This window comes from Nostoc sp. (assembly GCF_036917455.1).
Classification (GTDB): domain Bacteria; phylum Cyanobacteriota; class Cyanobacteriia; order Cyanobacteriales; family Nostocaceae; genus Nostoc.
On record NZ_JBALDK010000226.1, the window covers coordinates 1 to 18,153 of the forward strand.

Consider the following 18,153-nt stretch of genomic DNA (forward strand, 5'->3'; position numbering starts at 1 on the left):
GGCGACATCGGGATGGTTGTCTCCTAGTAAGCGTTTTCTCAGTTCTAAAGCTTGCAGATACAGGGGTTCGGCTTCGCTGTACCGTCCTGTAGATTGGTAGAGTACTGCGAGATTGTTTAGGCTAGTGGCGACATCGGGATGGTTGTCTCCTAGTAAGCGTTTTCTCAGTTCTAAAGCTTGCAGATACAGGGGTTCGGCTTCGCTGTACCGTCCTGTAGATTCGTAGAGTGCTGCGAGATTGTTCAGGCTAGTGGCGACATGGGGATGGTTGTCTCCTAGTAAGCGTTTTGTCAGTTCCAAAGCTTGCAGATACAGGGGTTCGGCTTTGCTGTACCGTCCTGTAGATTCGTAGAGTGCTGCGAGATTGTTCAGGCTAGTGGCGACATGGGGATGTTCTAAACCAAGACAATTTTCAACCACCTTTACACACTGCTGCAACCAAGGTTCCGCCTGCTGATAAAGTCCTTGACCTTGATAAAACCAGCCTAAGCCTATGAAAGGCCAAATTAAATCCTCGTCACTGAGATATTGGGATAGGTGGGTTGCAACTTCTGCAAGGTGGGGAATATGTGGAGTGAGGTAGAAAATATCTTCACGGTTAGGCTGTTGAGGAATTTGCTTTGCCACCTCTACCATCTGCGCTACAAAAGCAGTTTTCACCTTATCTGCCTCACTAGACTCATCCAACTTCATTTGAAAAAATTGCCGAATCAGTGGATGTAGTTGATAAATTCCTTTACTTTGCCATTGTATTAAATGCAGTTTCCGCAACTCAGCTATAGCTTTCTCGTTGAGTTCTTGTTCTTCATCATCTTCTATCCCCTCAACAGAAAAAGGAATATCAGCCAAAGCATACAAACTCAGCCAACAGCCTAAGCGTTGTGCATTCTCATCCAGCTGTTCCCAACTCAATGCAAAAGCTTCAGCGACACCATACTTATAACGCATCAATGGGTTAGCCTTGGCGACTGCTTCGTGTTCCAGTCGCTTTTTTTCTAGCCGCTTCAGCAGTTTTTCCAGAGACAAATCTGGCATTGTATCCAGATATCGCCCCACCAACTCTAATGCCAAAGGCAAATATCCCAAAAATTTACAAATTTTTCTCGCAACCCAAGGTTCGCTTTTGAGTCGTTCTCTATCAACAAGCAATTTTAATAATTTCATCGCCGCCAATGATTTGAGAACACCCAAAGGTAATTGCGGCAAAGTTCTATCAAACTCCAGGCGGGTTGTCAGCAATACTTTAAATCGGGGTGATTCTGGTGGTAGATAAGGCTGAACCTGTTTTTTGTAGTTGGTGACATCATCAAACACCAGCAGCACTTCACCTTGTTGCCAATTTTGCCAGCAGTATCTCAGCCTATCTGTTAATTCCCAGTCATCCGGTGCAATAAGTTTAAATTTCAATTCGGCAAATATGAGAATCTGAATTCCGACATCTATTCCCTGTGCTGATAACCAGCAAACCCCACCTTGAAAATTCTGCAAATGCTGTTTGCCGTATTGGGTAGCAAGTTCAGTTTTGCCGACTCCACCCATACCCGCCACAGCTACAATTGCAACTTGCCGAGATGTTTGTAATTTCTGGTGCAGTTCTTCTAATTCCGCCTCACGTCCCACAAATTTTTCAAATGCAACACCAGGAGGAATATTTTGATGAATCTCCTTAATTGTGGGGTGGGCATCTTGCCCGCCATTATATTTTCTTGTCAGGCAAGCCCGTAACTTTTCTAGCTTACCCCGGCTTTCAGAATTGGCTAATTCAGGATAACTCGGAGCGAATTTGTCATAAACCTCAGTCATCCGCTTTTTCAACGCAGACGCACCGATGTTCAACTCGCTGGCAAGTTTTGTCTCACTCTTCCCTGAGTTTTCAGTCTTCAAACGCTCTATAAAAGCTGCCGTTTGCTCTGCGGATAAGCTATTAATAGCAGCTTCATTGGCTAGAAATTCAGCCCATTGCATAGACAGCTTGTGAGATTTCTTCTCGATTCTACTTAATTTCTACCTTGTTTCTACTTTGTCTCCATTTCTAGGGAATCTCCTCTTCTTCTGGCAGAAATACGATTTGCATAGAAACATTTAGAAGAGATTCAGCCATGAAAACTGTCTTAACAACTCCAGTCAACTCCAATCAAACCACCCAAACTTCGCAATTAATCCCCGCCTCGCCAACATCAGTAGAGAATCCATCTACCTGGATGCGAGATGGATATAGCCCTACTGAAATTATTCTTGCGTCGGCAATTTTAACTTCATTGTTGATTGGGGGAATTGCCTCTGTGATTGTGGCGATTACGGGTTTAGTTAAAACTCTAGTGCCTGTAATGGTAAGCTCGACAAAGAAAAAAAAGAAGTAGCCAAGGCGAATGGAATTCGCGGCTACACAAACAAAGTCCGCCTGCCCGGACTAAGAAAAAAATTGAAGGTTTTGAAACCCACGGAGGTGGGTTTTGCCTGTGTAGACGCGGTTTCTAACCGCCCATTTAATTCACTTGAACCTTTGAACTTCGACGTTGAACCTCTGAACTTCAACATTGAACCTCTGAACCTCAACGTTGAACCTCTGAACTTCGACGTTGAACCTCTGAACTTCGACGTTGAACCTTTGAACTTCGACGTTGAACCTCTGAACCTCGAAGTTGCACCTTTTATCCTCAAAGTTGCACCTTTTATCCTCGAAATTGGGATTTGGTACTCAAAATAGCGAGGTAAATACTGTATTCCTCCTGCCTCCTAATACTAAGGTGACTGATTTAACACCCACTTTAACCACTGCCTAAAGGAACTTATAGTATTCAAACGATGAACTCCAGGCGCACGGGTGGCGGCGAGTCCATCAACGGCGACTAATGCAGCATATTGCAAGCCTAAAAAACTATCAACTGCGGCATAAGGGCCACCAAGGGTAATAGCCCCAGCAGCATACATTTGACCTTTGCCACTACGCATTTCTACTAATTCAAAATTGTTCGCTACAGTTAATCTCCCCAAGTGATTTACTGGGAGATTGTAATTTTTCACCAAATCTGCTATGAGAGGATTAGCATCTACCTTGGCATCCAGTCCAGTAGCATCAACAATAAAATCAGCTAGCAATTTTATTTCCCCAAAGCTTTGCTCTCGGATATGGGTAATAGTCCGGTTTTGGGCATCTCGTTCTACATCCAAAACCTCTCCGAAGGTAATTTGATACCAGCCTTCGCTGATGCCTTGGGCAGTAATTTGCTGCCAGTCCCGACGGTCGGCGGTAGTAGTTCCACCCCAGTCTGCTAGTAAACGCTTGCGTTCATCGGGGGTGGCTTTTTCTAACATTGCCCGAAGTTCGCCGCCCCAACAGGCTTTCGGCCAGTTAAAGGGTTGAAATTCGTAATGATTTTTGACTAGGCGCTGGGTATTTTGAAATTTGTTACCTTGAGGTTTAGGCGATCGCATTAAATGCAAAACTGCAATATTCCGATTTCGCTTTCTGGCTTCATAAATGCGTTGAATAATCCGCGAAGCCACAATTCCCCGCCCACGAATCAACACCGTACCACCTTGTCGTTCTAGTTGCTCATAAACATGATCGTGGGCTTCATAAGCATTGACGACAGATTTAAAATCTTGATATTTTTCTCTATAAGCTTGCAAATCAGGAAGAAACTGAATTGCTGGATACCCAGTAGCTAAATGTAAATAACGACTAACTAAAAAAGCATAATCTCCTGGTGCGCGAGAATAGGCTACGCAATATCTGCCATCATCAGTTTTGCGAATTGCCCTAACTCGTCCATAGCGATAAATTTGATTCCAGCCAATGCGCTTGACCTCCCGGTCTATGGAATCAAAGACGTTAGCCGCACGGGGTGTATAAGTTTCGGCAAATGTTGGTTCTGCAAACACTTGCCACAAATACTTAAATGCTGAATTTATCTGTCCCCTTCTGCAATCGTGCCAAGCTTCACGCAAGGCATAACTAGGCCAGCCCCAAATATTATCAGGACATGAGTCAGAATTCGATCGCAGTCTTTCATATAAGGGAATTTGCGAATTCAAACAAAGGCGCTTGTAACGAGCATAAGGTTCCGCCTCTAATCCCAAAGCTACAATCTTGTCAGGACGCACACCACTAAGCCGCAGCAAATCAGCCCAAACAAAGCTACCCAATCCCGCCCCGATCGCTAGATAATCAGATTCATTTACTGATAGTCCTGTAGCATAAAGCGCTTGCACAGTGACGTTTTCCGCTTGAAACGCCAGTGGCGGGAAATTACTTGCCAAGGGCGTTAGCGGCTGGGCTACAGGCAACCTGGGGTCTGGAAGATTAGTATTTACGTTGAAGTGAATCGTTGAAGGGGGGCTAGTATCTGGTGCAGAGGCGCTAGCAGCAAAGGTAACAGTGATTAGATAGGGGCCAATTTGCAACGTATCGCCATTAGCCAAAACACTGCGCGTTTGTGGTTGGCCATTGACATACACACCGTTAACGCTGCCTTGGTCAATCACTACAATATGGTCTTGTTCCCAGTCAATTAGGGCATGATAGCGAGAAACTTCACTGCTGTTAAGCAGCATCCGAGAAACGCGCACTCCCCTAAGTTCAGCAGGTAGGCGAGGGAATTCTCGACCAAAAGCGATCGGCATATTCAACCTTGGTTCTCGCCGTTCTCCTGTCGCTGGTTCTTCCCAACTTAATTGGATTTGTAAGTCATTTGTCATTGGTCATTTGTCATTGGAGATGATTATTTTCCTTGTCCCCTTGTCTCTCTAACTACCCGGTGCTACCAAGACACTCACAGCCGCAGCCAAAGATGTCCCACACCAATGACAGCCAATTTGTAGATTTTCTCCTGGGGAAACTTTATTACATTTGGGGCATTTTAAGCCATAAACTCCTGGCGGTGTTGGTGAATGATGGTGATGTCCGATATGGACTGGCGGATGGGGTGGCATCAAAACTGTTGCTGGAATGCTACCTGTGGAAATGCTAGAAACGTTGAGTTGTATTTGTCCTAAAGAGATACTAGTGCCGTCAGTTAAAGGCATTTCACCTTGAACTAATTGCCGTCCATCGATCAGAGGGGGATTTTGCGATCGCAAATTCCTAATATAAAAGCGCTGTTGCTGGTGATGAAAAAATATTTCAACGTGCAAACCAGAGACAGTGGGGTGACTCAAAACAATATCGCACCGGAGGGGGTCGCGACCAATGCGGATAGTGCCAAGATTTTTACTTGGCTGTTGTTCGTAAATGTTTTGAGTTTTATTTTGGCCTGAATCGTGCCAGTGTAAAGTTAGTGCGTTCATTGTTCTAACTTCGTGAATGGTATTTAGCTACTTCAACTTTCTTCTGTGCGATTCCTAACACGATTGCGTCGGTGCAAGCAAGTATTTAGAAAAAACTTCAACAAGCTTTATTTTGCCGACGCTAGTTTATCAGCGATGCGTGTAGTTTCTGGCAGCCGATATTTTGGCGTGCAGCGTAATACATAGTCAATTGCTGTTGGTAAACTAATTCGATGACCGCTAGAAATATACAGAGGTTTTACCCCTGTGCGCGATCGCAAAACAACCCCAACGGTTTCACCGTTATATATCAGTGGTTGCGTGCTGCCTTTGGCTTCAGGCAATTCCTCATACTTACCTACCAATCTGGACTTGGCTACACCAATTGTTGGCATATCTATCAGTAACCCTAAATGGCAAGCTATACCTAATCTACGAGGATGAGCAATTCCCTGACCATCACACAAAATGATATCTGGTATTGTTGTAATCTTTTCTAGGGCATCAAGGACAGCTGGTATTTCGCGAAATGAGAGGAACCCAGGAACATAAGGGAAGGTCGTAGGACGATGTGCTAGGCTTGTCTCGATTATTTGCAGATCAGGAAAACTCAGTACTGCCACAGCTGCACGGCTAATGGTTCCATCCGCTTCAAAACCCATATCCACTCCAGCAACGTACTGGATAGGTTCTTCTAATCGATCTTCAGTAATTACTCGATCTCGCAGCTTTTCTTGAATAACTATGGCTTCCTCTAGCGTTGAGGGCCAAGCATGATCTTGATAAATCTTCATATTTAAAATGGGAATTAAACTGATTAATATTAATCTTGTTAATTGGGCTATGGCAAAAATAGATGTTGAACTTGGGTAAATATATTTTTTACAAAATTTTGTGAAAGACTATCTTTATACTAAATATTTTAACCCAAGCTAGTTGATATTTGGCATCATAATGTTACTTAAGGCTTTTCAGAGGGAATCCTAAGAATATAAGTTTATTTTCCTAGATTTTCCCTTTTAGTGGTTATGACACAGCCAAATATTCTGGAACTTGCAAAACAGGGAGATGTAGAAGCGATCGCATCTCTGATGAACCGCCACCTACACCCCAAAGGGATCGCTGCAAAAGTTGCCTTTCAAGATGCTTGGTTAGAGGTAACGCTAGAATCTGCCCAAGTACCAAATCAGCAAATTTTAGTTGCATTTATCCGCAAAGGTTTAACTGGTTTAGGGGCTGCATCTATTGAAAGCGTGAAAATTTACGGACAACAAACGGGTAAGAAGTTTCCAGCTTGGACTAAAGAGTTTAATCTAGGTATAATAGAAGATGAAATAGAAGAAGTAGATAATGAAAATTATTCCAGCAATTCTCAAACTCTGACTATTTCTATTAACTTAAGTGGCGATACTGCACGGGGATTAACAAACCAAGATTTTGAATTTATTGCTAACCAAATAAGTGCTGATATTTTATCATCTTGTACTGACGTTTTTATTCAAAAAGTAAGTATTAGTAACGGTAGTTCGGTGATTACAAAGGAACGTTAATATTTAATTCGTCTCATGCAGAGGTGTAGAGGTATATACCGTAGACCTGTAAGGGAGACAAGAGGCTTCTTTTTCTTTCAGCTATTTCCTCCTTCCCATATCTGAAGTTGTCTTTCTGCCGCAACTATGCAATTGAGATGCTTGGGTGGATACAGAAAATGATCGTAAGCTAAGGCCATCTGTCTAGCAGCTTCACTATACGGCACTCGTCCTATTCCTGTACCCAATCCAGGACAGGCAACGGTGTTAATTTTTTGGCTAGCGTGTTGGTTATGCTGGCGAACTGTCAGCAGCATCGCCCACATCGCAATATAAGGAATATCTGTCCTAGCAATAATCATGGGAACTCGCATAGTAGGTGTATGAGCCAAAAAAGGATGCTTGTGATGACCTGTTTCTACAATCATTGATGTTCCCACAGGCTGTTCGCCCAAATAATCTTCAAGAATGCGCTGTTGAACTTTTGCCATTAAGGAAGGTCCGAAAAAACGGATAATTGCCGTATCTATGCCACCATCCATCATGCCAAAAGAGTTTGCAGGGCTGACCATACAATCAAAATCTGGCAACCACTCGAAATAGTCATTCACTATTTCTACATTGGGTAAGTAATCAAAATTCTTTTGAAAGGCTGCACACAACAAAGAGTCGGGAGCTACCAATATCAATTTCAAGCTTTTATTTCCTCCGCTTGAATACCTATTTTAAACGTCAACTAGGGCAACAATCAATGGTTTCTCTGTGTTATCAACCTTGTCTTTGGTTTATACTACACATATAATACAAAATATGTCACTACTCAGTTAGTGACTGTTTGTCGCTTAAACAAAAGGAAATTTTATGATTCCCCGAACACGCATCCGAAATATTGGTATCTCTGCCCACATCGACTCTGGTAAAACTACGTTATCAGAGCGAATTCTCTTCTACACGGGCAGAATCCACGCTATTGAGGAAGTGCGGGGAGGCGGCAAGGGTGCAACGATGGACTTTATGCCGGAAGAAAAACTACATGGCATTACCATTACCTCTGCTGCTACTACCTGTGAATGGTACGATACTCAAATTAACCTGATTGATACACCGGGACACGTGGATTTCACCATTGAAGTGGAACGCGCCTTGCGGGTATTGGATGGGGCAGTCATGGTGCTGTGTGCTGTGGCAGGTGTACAATCCCAGTCCATTACGGTGGATCGGCAAATGAAGCGCTACCGCGTGCCGCGTTTGGCGTTCATCAACAAAATGGATCGGATGGGGGCAGATCCATTTCGTGTAGTACAGGGAATACGCGATCGCTTGCAACTAAATGCAATGTTGATCCAGTATCCTATCGGCAGTGAAGACCAATTCCAGGGAGTAATTGACCTGGTAGAAATGACTGCTGACTACTTTGAGGGGGAAAACGGCGAAAACCACATTAGAAAGTCGATTCCCGAAGCTCTTAGGGATGAGGCACAACAGGGACGCGAGAAGCTGCTAGATACTTTATCGCTGTTCTCAGAACCGATGACGGAGATGTTACTGGCGGGTGACGAGATTCCCAAAGAATTAATTTGGAAAACCATCCGACAGGCAACCTTAAGTCTAGAATTCACACCTGTATTGCTGGGTTCGGCATTCAAAAATAAAGGAGTGCAAAACTTATTGGATGCAGTTACGCTCTATCTACCATCTCCCGTGGATAGGGAAGTCAAGGCACTGGGGGCTACGACAAGCAATTCCCAATCCCTAATCACTCTCTACCCTAACCCCGATGCTTCTTTGGTGGCATTGGCATTTAAACTCACCGTTGAGTCCTTTGGGCAGTTGACGTATACTCGGATTTACTCTGGGACGCTGAAACCCGGCGATACCGTCTACAACTCGCGGACTGAACAGCGAGTGCAAATCGGTCGCTTGGTGAGAATGCACGCCAATAAGCGAGAAGAGGTAAAAGTTGCGGTAGCAGGGGATATTGTGGCTCTGTTGGGTGTGGATTGTGCTTCTGGTGATACATTCTGTTCTGGGGAACCACTGGTATCTCTAGAGAAAATGTTTGTGCCGGAACCAGTGATTACGCTGGCGATTACGCCTAAGAAGCAGGAAGATAGCGATCGCCTTTCCAAGGCACTCAATCGCTTTCAAAGGGAAGATCCTACTTTCCGGTTGAGCATCGATCCTGAATCAGGCGCAACTCTGATTTCTGGGATGGGCGAACTCCACTTAGAAATCTACCTAGAACGCATTCAACGAGAATATAATGCTGAGGTTTACGTTGGTAATCCTGCCGTGGCTTACCGAGAAACCATTGGACAACAAGCTACCTTTGACTACCGATTTAAAAAGCAGTCAGGCGGCCCCGGTCAGTATGCCCATATTACTGGGTGGATTGAACCTACAGATGAGCCGTTTGTCTTTGAAAATCGGGTGGTTGGGGGTGCGATTCCCAAAGAATATATCCCTGCGTGCGAAAAGGGTTTCCGTGAGGCGATGGAATCAGGAAAGCTGGAAGGTTATCCGGTAACTGGGGTGAAAGTCGTTTTGGATGGTGGTTCCTATCACCCAATTGACTCTTCCGAATTGGCTTTCCGGTCAGCATCTCATCAAGCAATTGAAGGTGCGATCGCTAAAGCCAAACCCTACGTCCTCGAACCCATCAAGCTTGTAGAGGTGGAAACACCCAACGAGTTTATGGGAAGAGTTCAAGGTGATTTATCCTCCCGTCGGGGTTTGTTGTTGGGTTCCGAGACAATGCAGGGATACACAGTGATTCGGGCAGAAGTAGCACTGGCGCGAATGTTTGGGTATTCTACAGAATTGCGATCGCTTACTTCTGGTATGGCTACTTTTTCAATGGAGTTTGCCTGCTATCGCCAGTCGTGAACCCAGATTAGCAATTAGCATCGCTCCAGATTGTCTTTTTGAAAAGACAATCTGGAGCTTAATTTAAACCTTAAATTGTAATGAAAAAAGGCGACGATCGCTTTTTAAGTAGATACTTAGGCATGGTTGAAGCCAATTGGTAATGCGCTACATCCTGGCGAGTTGAACTGAATCAACTCGCTATATTAGAGTTCAATTAACTTGAAGCCCCAAGGTTTGAGAGCCGCTTCCGCTAGTTCTGTATTTACACCTTCATAAGCTTCCCATTCCAAGGGATGCTCTTTCGGATGTCCGTCACCGACATTACCAGCAACTTTGATGATCGGACAGTTGGCGATGCGATCGCGCTCCAACCCTTTGGGAACTACTATTTGGATTTTATGACCGACAAACTTTGCTGTACTTTCTTCAGCGACAGATTCCCGGATTAAACAAATATCCCCAGCCGTCCCCCAAGTAGTTTTGTAGATGTGGAGGAATGATATATAAGGTGCTGGTTTGATGGATCTTTTGAGAACATGCATTATCTGTAATCCTTACACTATGAGTCAAAAATCATAAGTTATATAAGTATTTTCTATCACGTTCGTAGGGAAGAAGAATGTTTTTAACTCACTTTTTGCACCTAGCCTAAGTGATTAGTCTTTTTGGGGAAAGGTCAGAGTAGAATGCCATATCGCTAGAACACGATAATGCCTACATACTAACTTCTAAAGCAATCGCTACTAAATGTTGCGACACGAGATAATAGCAATGTCTCGTTAAATTGTCGGCGATCGTCAATGTCCTTTGATAACCTCTGCAAACTACTTTCCGAAAAACATCCCGAACGTTTTGCTAGTTGGGTTTTGGGTACAGAGCAAACTTCCGTCAAAGTTCTCAAAACCGAATTGAGTATTGAACCGATTCGCGCTGATTACGTTACCTTCTTACAGCTAGAAGGACGAATTCTCCACTTGGAATTTCAAACCAAACTAGAATCTACACCGCCACTACCCTTGCGGATGCTAGATTATTGGGTACGCTTGTATCGTTTGTATCGTCTACCCATAACGCAAGTTGTCGTATTATTGCTTCCCCCTGCACCAGGAACCGTAATTGAAACTGTCTTTTCAGTCGAAACTACTCGTCATGAATATCGCGTAATTCAAATGTGGTTAGAAAATCCTGAATCATTTCTCAATGACCCAGCTTTATTACCCTTAGCACCACTGGCAGCAACCACGCAACCTCAAGGCTTATTACAACGAGTTGTGGAAAAAGTTAATCAACTTGAGCCAAGGCAAAGACCAGAAATTTCCGCTTACACCCAAATCTTAGCGGGGTTAAAATACAATCAGGATTTGATTCGACAATTATTTCGGGAGGGTATAATGCGCGAGTCAGTAATTTATCAAGAAATTCTCGCTGAAGGCGAACAACGTGGACGAGAAGAAGGACGAAAAACAGAAGGGCAATTGCTCATTCTCCGTCTACTTACTCGACGGGTGGGAGAATTACCCCAAGAGGTGCGATCGCGGATTGAAAATCTCTCCTTAGAACAATTAGAAAATCTTGGCGAAGCATTGTTGGATTTTCAGGCAATCGCGGATTTAGAATCCTGGTTTAGTACATTAGAGTAGCAATATCCTTCTGTTGAAAAGGAAATCTTTTTACTACAACACGATAATTGCCCACATACTAACTCCCAAAGCGATCGCAGCTAGGTATTGCCCAAGGAGCGATCGTACTGGTTGCTTGGCAATCTTTTGCGTTAATAACATAGTCATCAACACTGAGAAAATTATCGTTGTACCTTGCAAAAAGGCAATCACAGCCGGGTGAGCAACCAATATTGGTAATTGTTCTCCACTCAAACCAAGCGTAGCAAAGGTAACAGGTAAAATCCGCCCGCCTTCACCTAAGCCCAAACGCAGATAATGAGCTAAGTTTCCGCCCAACACTAATGGTAAATAGCCATAAGCAAGTTCCACAAATGATTTTGGCTTCCGATTAAAATTAAACAGTTTCAGCAAGCCATAAGCCCCAAAGGTAAAAATCGCTGGGATAATTAACACTAGCAGCGATAATCCCAAGTGCTGCCAAAACTGAGTTAAATCCAGTTGTAACCCCAACCAAGATTGTAATTCTGGCAAACGATGCAGATATATCCCACCCAATAGCAAAAACAATAATGCTACTTCATAAGTGCGGGGTACATGAGTTGTCCACAGTTCAATTGCAGGGGGACGCAAGTTGAATTCAACGGAACGATGGGGACAAGCTTTTAGACAAGTCATACACAGTACGCAATCTCTATTATCTTCTAACTGCGCTGGATGTGAGTATAAAGGACATCCATTGGTTTCCATGCCTTCGCCCTTTTGCGGCCCGCCTTTGTAGCACTGATAGGTGGTGCAACTCGCAGAACATATCCCTTGCTGGGCGCGGAGTTCCGTCATTGAGAGTTTGGCAAATAAACCATTCATTCCACCGATGGGGCAAAGATATCGACACCAAAACCGCCGCTCAAAAAGTGCGGAGAAAATCATCGCCCCAGCAGTAATTAACAGCAATAAACAAGCGCTGAGATAAGCGGTATTTTCTAAATGCCAGAGTTCTTCCCATAGGAAAATTAGGGTGAATAAACCAAACATGAACCATCCACCCCATTTTTCAGCTTCCTCTCGCGGCCAGCGCTTGAGTTTTCGCGGCCACAGCCAGAGGGATAACTTTTGGGTAATTTCCCCATAAATCATGAAGGGACAAACAGAACACCAAATGCGTCCTAAAAAGGGAAAGAGGAATAAGAAGAACGGCCACCACCAAGCCCAAAATAGATTTAATACGAAATTGCGATCGCGGGTTTGCGGCCCAATGAATAATACTGCAACAGTAATTGCAAATGCAGTTGCAGTAAAACCATAATTAATGCGATCAGGCCACCAAGGACTCCGTAAAAACCGCCGCAAACCAGGATAGGCATTTAATAGATTCACCCGAAATCTTTTTTTCTTCGTTTCGGCTGGCCAAAAAATTTCTTCTGTTAATTCATTAGCACCCTCCGCTTGCAGGATTGCTCTTTCTACCAGATTTTTTAATTCCTTAAGGTTGCCAGGAAAATCATAAGATTGTAGACGACGTAAAGCTTCTGGGGTGATGTGCGGTTTTGGAAGACCTCTAGCCCGAATGTAGAGACTAGTATAATATTCAACCTGTGCTTGAACATCAGCTTTTCGCACCCGTAGCGGTGGTACTTTAATAATGTGACCAACAGAACGTTCAATTGTCGGCTGAGTTTTTTCAGAAACAATTAGAATTCTGGCTTTACTGGGGCGAGGTTCAGGCGCTGTTTCTGCCGAACGAGCCACGGGGGTATATGTGCCAGTTTTAAGCAACTGCGTCACGGGAGGTAATAATTCTTCAGGCAATTCTTGGATATTGTTGAGAACTAAAGTACCTTCTCCCAACCATTCCAACAGTCCTGGTTTCCCGCCAGCGCGACCGAATAAATCTGCACCGCTAGTTTGCAGAATACCGCAATTGACTTTAATTATCGGTTCTCGCCGTTTTGGAGAACCAAAGTGGATAAGGGCCGCTATATTGTCCTTTTCTAACCCTGGTTCTCCAAAAATATCCACTGATTTGCGGTCAGCCGCTGCTTCTCGAATTTGTTCGCGCAGGCGCACAGCATAGCGACTTGTACCAACAATTCCCCGTTGCGCTTTAGTAACTAAATATGGTCGCAAAGCTATGGAACGTTCTTGTTCATAGCCAAGTGCTGATGTCACCTGAGCTAATTCTTGAGCCAATTGGCGGGAAAAAGCCTGAGTAATTTCGGGGTATTGGCTGACTAGTTCCCGAAATTTAGCAACAGGTACAACCCACAAGTGACATTCGGTTACTGTAGTAATTGTGAATGGAGTTAATTCATCCAATAACAATTCTTTGAGTTCAATCACAGCTCCGGGAAGGAATCCACAAGCTAAGGCTGGGTTGGTTTGATTGGTGGTATTGCTTTCAAGTTGACCTTCTACAAGAATATAAAGGGCTTCTGGAGGACTGCCTTCGCTAACTAAGTCAGTTTCACCACTTACAACCTGTTCTTCAATTACTTGTGCGATCGCATTTAAGACTTCATGTGAGAGAATTCCTAAACTAGTGCGTTCTTGTAGCCATGTAACCATTTCTGGAGATGTCACGTCGCTTTGCTCCGAATTCAAAATTCAAAATTAATAATCCCGATAAATAAATTCAGGGGTTTGTATCATGAGTCTTTGTCAGTCATATTAAATTATCCGTGTAGGCTGTTTTTATAACTGTTTTAAATTCGGTGGAATACAGTACAAGCACACAAATATGTTACCCGCATTTCTCACAAGCTTGAGGGGCAGAGGAGCGGAGGGGCAGAGGGGCAAAGGAGCAGAGGGGAAAGAACTTGGTATTTGAACTCTCCTCTGCTCCCCTGCTCCCCTGCTCCCCTGCTCCCCTTCTCCTCTGCTCCCCTGCACAAGTTTTTGAGAGATGTAGTGAGAAATCCGGGGTTAGCCCACCGTGTATTACATCCAAACAATAACCGCTATCAAAGAAATTATCCTCTGAAAAGAATGCCAAAATATTTGTGCGCGGCTGTTATGGATTAATATCTGAGAATTGATCGGGAACGAATTATGGCACTTTATCTAGACTCAGCGATCGCATCTGAGGCTGAAGTTGTTAAGCTTTGGGGATGGGTGAAAGGCATTACAACTAATCCCACGCTGTTGGCTCAAAGCGATACTCCACCAGAAATCACGCTCAAAAATTTGGTTGCCTTGACTTCTGGCCCCTTATACTATCAACTTGTAGCATCTGATAAAGCTGGGATGCTAGCTGAAGGTAGAAAAGCTTTTGAGATTATTGGTTCGCAAACAATTTTAAAGATTCCCGCAACACCGTTAGGTTTTGAAGTGGTGGCGAGTCTATCACCAGAAATTACCTGTTCGGTGACAGCAATTTATAGTGCAGCACAAGCAGCAGTTGCACGAGAGGCGGGAGCGAAAATTGCCATAGCTTATGTAAATCGGGCGACGCGGTTGTTAGGTGATGGTATTGCCTTAGTGCGGGATATGGCTAGCGTCCTCAAAGGTAGTGATACGCAGATTTTGGCAGCTAGTATCAAATCTCCCCAAGAAGCAGCCGCTTCATTGCAAGCCGGAGCGGATCATTTAACTTTACCATTGGCAATGTTGCAGGCGATCGCAACTCATGAATTCTCACAAAAAACTGTTGAAGAATTTGCTAAAGGAGGCATAGGTTTAAGATAATTCGTAATGGGCTAGGCCTCGCTACGCTAACGTAATTTGTAATTCGTAATTAAATATGAGTTTGTCAGATATTCCTAATCTCTGGGTTCCCTCGGTACTTTTAGGTTTAATTATTGTCGCTGCTATATTTTTCAGTCGCAGCAGTTGATTAGTAAGGCATTACAAAAGTTATGTTAGGTAAACCCGCATTTCTCACAAGCTTGAGGGGAAGGATGGGCAGAGGGGCAGGGGGGCAGAGGGGCAGAGGAGCGGAGGGGCAGACGAAGCCCGATTATTGCTTCGCTTTTTGTAATTAATTAATCTCCTTTCTCAATAATTCTGGAATCTGAGAAGGGCGTTCAGCGACTGGAACTTCCGCTTCTTTTAAAGCAGCTAATTTACTTTGGGCTGTACCAAAGTTCGGATCGCGGCCGATAACCGTTGCTAAAGTCCCTGTTTGTCGCCAAGTTTTTCCTGGTGGCGCAAGTCTTCCTGCAATGTAGGCAATGACTGGTTTATCAATTGCTTCAGCAATGTACCCAGCTGCTGCTTCTTCACTACCACCACCAGGTTGACCAACTAAAACGATCGCCTCTGTAGTTTCGTCTTCATCCAGAATTTGCAACCATTGGAGAAAGGAGGAACCAACGATCGGATCGCTACCAATACTGACACTAATGGACTGTCCTAAACCTGCTTTTGTTAATTCGTAAGCAACTTCGTATGTGAGAGTGCTACTACGACTAACGATCCCTACAGATCCAGGAGTATAAAACTCGCTAGGTTGAGTACCTAAAAGAATTTTTCCCGGTACAATGATCCCCGGACTGTTGGGCCCGATTACCAAAGTTTCACAGGCTTCGGCTTTACGGAGTAATTGCACCATATCCAAAGGTGGTACGCCAGCAGTGATAATAATGATTTGGCTAATATGAGATGCGATCGCTTCTAATGCCGCATCTAAAACGTCGTAAGGATCTACACAAATAATTGTTGTGTCAATTACCCCAAATTGTTCTATTACCTCCTCTACTAAGTCAAATACTGGCAGTCCATGCAGTTCCTGTCCGCCACATCCTGGATTGACACCAGCGACCAAATTCGTGCCATAAGCTTGCATTTGAGCAACATGAGTGCCTGATATAAATTCACAAAAGCCTTGAATTAATACTTTACTTTCTGGCGTTAGATTCATAAAAAATTACCGTAAATTTGACAACCCAGTGAGTTAAGCCACTAGGTAAGAAGAGCAGGGAGCAGGGAGCAGGGGAAATAATCAATGCCCAATGCCCAACGATATATTTTCGTGGTAAAAATTAATAATTTTTGATTTGGAACAAAATGACAGTCACTACTTTTTATTAACAGTTGGTTTAGCAAGACGAACTGCTGCCGCTACTGCTTCATCTAAATTTTCTACCACGAGTAGCGCATCGCTGTGGGTTTTTAGTGTTGCTAAATATTTTCTCGCAGCATTAAATTCAGAACCAGCAAGACGGACAACTAAGGGTTTAAAATTCCGTTCTTGCCGACTTTTACTGCCATTACGCACAACTTGTGATTCAAGTTCGCTGTTGTCTTGCTGCACAACTCTGGCTATAACTTCAACCACTTCCTCAGTTTGAGGAATGCTACCCAAAAAGTTTATGAGTATTACTTGAATGCTTTTGTCAGCTTCCAGGATTTTCAGACCTGTCTCTAGGCGATCGCGGAAGGTAGTTGGTGTAGTATCTGTGAGGAAAGCATGACGTAGATTTAAACAAACACCTGGGTTGCCACCAGCATTGGCTACTAAATCTAAAGTTGCCATTACTGAACCAGTACCATTACCTAAAATCCCTATTTTTCCATGCATTTTTATACTATTCCAATCACCCAAAATCCCGTTGATTTCAGTACTGGTATGACGGCTGATAATTTTTGCTGCCATCTCGGCGAGGTCTGGATGGCGCTTGATTGCCCGTTCGTTAATCCTGACTTTACCATTAAGAGCCATAACTTGACCATTGGCACTGACTGCCAAGGGATTTATTTCGACTAAATCCAGGTCTTTTTGCACAAATAAGTGGTACATTTTCTCCAAAACGCTGCTTACAGACTGCATCAGCGTTCCCTGTAAACCCATTTTCAAAGCCAGCCGTCGGGCATAAAATGGCGAAAATTCCTGTTCCACAACAACATGGTGCATTTTTTCCCCAGCAGACTCCCAATCAATGTCTGCTTCTTTGCAACCTAAAAGTACTGGTCGGCAAACAGCAGTATCTAAAACCACCGCGAGATAAAATTCCTGGTTTGCGTCGTATTGCGATTCTGCCAGCACAACTTCTGGCAATTCGCCCCATATTGGTAGACTAAATATATTTTGCGCTGCTGCGATCGCATCTATTGTTGTTTCGGCAAACCTGACTCCACCCGCTTTTGCCCGTTCCGCTCCATGCACTTGAGATTTAAGTACAATTGGAAAGCGAATTTTTAAACGTTTCAAATCTGTAGGATGGTCAATTCGTTGGGAGGGTAATACCGGAATGCCTATCTTCCCAAACCATTCTTTAACTTGATACTCTAATAAATCCATTGATACACCTTGTATTTACACTTTCCAAGCTGTTGGTGAGTGCTGTCTTAATATTTTGCAGCACTTTTATTTCAAAGTTAAGCTTTTGGCAGCTATAAAAATTTATTTTTCATGGATCGATTTTATCGAATTCAGCATAAGAGACACATTAATTTTGCTTGCCAACCTGGTTGTGCCAGAGCCACAACATGTAATTAATCTTTTCAGTAAGCTTCCCAGCATAGAAGATAACTAGCATTTCTGTCAAAACCCTCTGACTTACTATCGTTTCCTTAACCTTTAGATAAATTTTTTACAACTGCCCTGCAACTATAATTTTGCAGAGCAATTGTTACTGTAAATTTAACTATCGCAAAATAATGCAGTGAAAATACTCAAAAACTCTATTATTCCCATTTTTTATTTGTAATTTATATCTGAAGACAGATTATTTAATTTTGGATCTAGGGAGTTAAAAATGTAGCGCTGCGAACAATAACTGCTTTTTTAATTTTTGGTGAAAAGTCAGAATTTGTGTTAGAAAGTTGGTCGTTCAGATTTTCAGGCTGTGGTTGGTTAAACTGTGCATTTGCATTCAACAAACCTCAAAAGTTCATTTCATTCCCTTAAAGATAATCAAAACAATATAGAA

Annotated in this window: 15 protein-coding genes; 6 read left to right on the plus strand and 9 right to left on the minus strand. The window is 43.4% G+C overall.

The features are described 5' to 3' along the window. On the minus strand, positions 1-1,965 hold a 1,965-nt coding region (locus tag V7K42_RS25125; RefSeq protein WP_334919969.1), incomplete at its 3' end, for a tetratricopeptide repeat protein. Between the two features lie 134 nt (positions 1,966-2,099). Between V7K42_RS25125 and V7K42_RS25130 the strand changes: the two genes are divergently transcribed. Next, positions 2,100-2,360, plus strand: a complete 261-nt coding sequence (locus tag V7K42_RS25130; protein WP_334919970.1) for a hypothetical protein — start codon at positions 2,100-2,102, stop codon at positions 2,358-2,360. A gap of 62 nt (positions 2,361-2,422) precedes the next feature. Further along, positions 2,423-2,707 (plus strand): hypothetical protein, encoded by a 285-nt coding sequence (locus tag V7K42_RS25135; protein ID WP_334919971.1) that lies wholly within the window; start codon positions 2,423-2,425, stop codon positions 2,705-2,707. Between the two features lie 35 nt (positions 2,708-2,742). Here V7K42_RS25135 and V7K42_RS25140 read toward each other — a convergent pair whose 3' ends face one another. From V7K42_RS25140 to nfi, 3 genes are all read right to left on the minus strand, one after another. Next, positions 2,743-4,701 carry an FHA domain-containing protein gene (locus V7K42_RS25140; RefSeq protein ID WP_334919972.1) on the minus strand — a complete coding sequence of 653 codons (1,959 nt, stop codon included), beginning with the start codon at positions 4,699-4,701 and terminating at the stop codon, positions 2,743-2,745. Positions 4,702-4,749: 48 nt separating this feature from the next. Continuing rightward, positions 4,750-5,289 carry an FHA domain-containing protein gene (locus V7K42_RS25145; protein ID WP_334919973.1) on the minus strand — a complete coding sequence of 180 codons (540 nt, stop codon included), beginning with the start codon at positions 5,287-5,289 and terminating at the stop codon, positions 4,750-4,752. 107 nt (positions 5,290-5,396) lie between these two features. Continuing rightward, on the minus strand, positions 5,397-6,062 hold the full coding sequence (nfi, locus tag V7K42_RS25150) for a deoxyribonuclease V (RefSeq protein WP_334919974.1): 666 nt from the start codon (positions 6,060-6,062) through the stop codon (positions 5,397-5,399). 234 nt (positions 6,063-6,296) lie between these two features. Between nfi and V7K42_RS25155 the strand changes: the two genes are divergently transcribed. Continuing rightward, positions 6,297-6,818 carry a hypothetical protein gene (locus V7K42_RS25155; protein ID WP_334919975.1) on the plus strand — a complete coding sequence of 174 codons (522 nt, stop codon included), beginning with the start codon at positions 6,297-6,299 and terminating at the stop codon, positions 6,816-6,818. 77 nt (positions 6,819-6,895) lie between these two features. Here V7K42_RS25155 and V7K42_RS25160 read toward each other — a convergent pair whose 3' ends face one another. Next, a complete protein-coding gene (locus V7K42_RS25160; RefSeq protein WP_334919976.1) occupies positions 6,896-7,492 on the minus strand; it encodes a macro domain-containing protein in 597 nt (198 codons plus the stop codon). Positions 7,493-7,658: 166 nt separating this feature from the next. Between V7K42_RS25160 and fusA the strand changes: the two genes are divergently transcribed. Further along, positions 7,659-9,683, plus strand: a complete 2,025-nt coding sequence (fusA, locus tag V7K42_RS25165) for an elongation factor G (protein ID WP_334919977.1) — start codon at positions 7,659-7,661, stop codon at positions 9,681-9,683. 185 nt (positions 9,684-9,868) lie between these two features. Here fusA and V7K42_RS25170 read toward each other — a convergent pair whose 3' ends face one another. Then, complete coding sequence (locus tag V7K42_RS25170; RefSeq protein ID WP_265276221.1) at positions 9,869-10,207, minus strand: hypothetical protein; 339 nt, start codon at positions 10,205-10,207, stop codon at positions 9,869-9,871. Positions 10,208-10,465: 258 nt separating this feature from the next. On the opposite strand from V7K42_RS25170, the gene V7K42_RS25175 reads away from it, so the two are divergent. Beyond that, positions 10,466-11,305: an Rpn family recombination-promoting nuclease/putative transposase gene (locus tag V7K42_RS25175; RefSeq protein ID WP_334919978.1), complete on the plus strand. Its 840-nt coding sequence runs from the start codon at positions 10,466-10,468 to the stop codon at positions 11,303-11,305. A gap of 33 nt (positions 11,306-11,338) precedes the next feature. Here the strand turns inward: V7K42_RS25175 and V7K42_RS25180 are convergent, their stop codons facing one another. Beyond that, positions 11,339-13,864 (minus strand): sigma 54-interacting transcriptional regulator, encoded by a 2,526-nt coding sequence (locus tag V7K42_RS25180; protein ID WP_334919979.1) that lies wholly within the window; start codon positions 13,862-13,864, stop codon positions 11,339-11,341. A 468-nt stretch (positions 13,865-14,332) separates the two neighbouring features. Between V7K42_RS25180 and V7K42_RS25185 the strand changes: the two genes are divergently transcribed. Then, entirely contained in the window at positions 14,333-14,968 is a 636-nt protein-coding gene (locus V7K42_RS25185; protein ID WP_334919980.1) for a transaldolase family protein, read from the plus strand. Positions 14,969-15,260: 292 nt separating this feature from the next. Here V7K42_RS25185 and V7K42_RS25190 read toward each other — a convergent pair whose 3' ends face one another. Together V7K42_RS25190 and V7K42_RS25195 are read right to left on the minus strand one after the other, a co-directional pair. Continuing rightward, positions 15,261-16,142, minus strand: a complete 882-nt coding sequence (locus V7K42_RS25190; RefSeq protein ID WP_334919981.1) for a succinate--CoA ligase subunit alpha — start codon at positions 16,140-16,142, stop codon at positions 15,261-15,263. 156 nt (positions 16,143-16,298) lie between these two features. Next, positions 16,299-17,522, minus strand: coding sequence for a succinate--CoA ligase subunit beta (locus V7K42_RS25195; RefSeq protein WP_334919982.1), 1,224 nt, complete (start codon positions 17,520-17,522; stop codon positions 16,299-16,301). Between the last annotated feature and the right edge of the window lie 631 nt (positions 17,523-18,153).

Excerpts from the sequence above, each read along its gene's own strand:
- V7K42_RS25140 (WP_334919972.1), bottom strand. The coding sequence starts at position 4,701 with ATGACAAATGACTTACAAATCCAATTAAGTTGGGAAGAACCAGCGACA.
- V7K42_RS25130 (WP_334919970.1), top strand. The coding sequence starts at position 2,100 with ATGAAAACTGTCTTAACAACTCCAGTCAACTCCAATCAAACCACCCAA.
- V7K42_RS25190 (WP_334919981.1), bottom strand. The coding sequence starts at position 16,142 with ATGAATCTAACGCCAGAAAGTAAAGTATTAATTCAAGGCTTTTGTGAA.
- V7K42_RS25145 (WP_334919973.1), bottom strand. The coding sequence starts at position 5,289 with ATGAACGCACTAACTTTACACTGGCACGATTCAGGCCAAAATAAAACT.
- V7K42_RS25185 (WP_334919980.1), top strand. The coding sequence starts at position 14,333 with ATGGCACTTTATCTAGACTCAGCGATCGCATCTGAGGCTGAAGTTGTT.
- V7K42_RS25195 (WP_334919982.1), bottom strand. The coding sequence starts at position 17,522 with ATGGATTTATTAGAGTATCAAGTTAAAGAATGGTTTGGGAAGATAGGC.
- nfi (WP_334919974.1), bottom strand. The coding sequence starts at position 6,062 with ATGAAGATTTATCAAGATCATGCTTGGCCCTCAACGCTAGAGGAAGCC.
- fusA (WP_334919977.1), top strand. The coding sequence starts at position 7,659 with ATGATTCCCCGAACACGCATCCGAAATATTGGTATCTCTGCCCACATC.
- V7K42_RS25155 (WP_334919975.1), top strand. The coding sequence starts at position 6,297 with ATGACACAGCCAAATATTCTGGAACTTGCAAAACAGGGAGATGTAGAA.
- V7K42_RS25175 (WP_334919978.1), top strand. The coding sequence starts at position 10,466 with ATGTCCTTTGATAACCTCTGCAAACTACTTTCCGAAAAACATCCCGAA.
- V7K42_RS25170 (WP_265276221.1), bottom strand. The coding sequence starts at position 10,207 with ATGCATGTTCTCAAAAGATCCATCAAACCAGCACCTTATATATCATTC.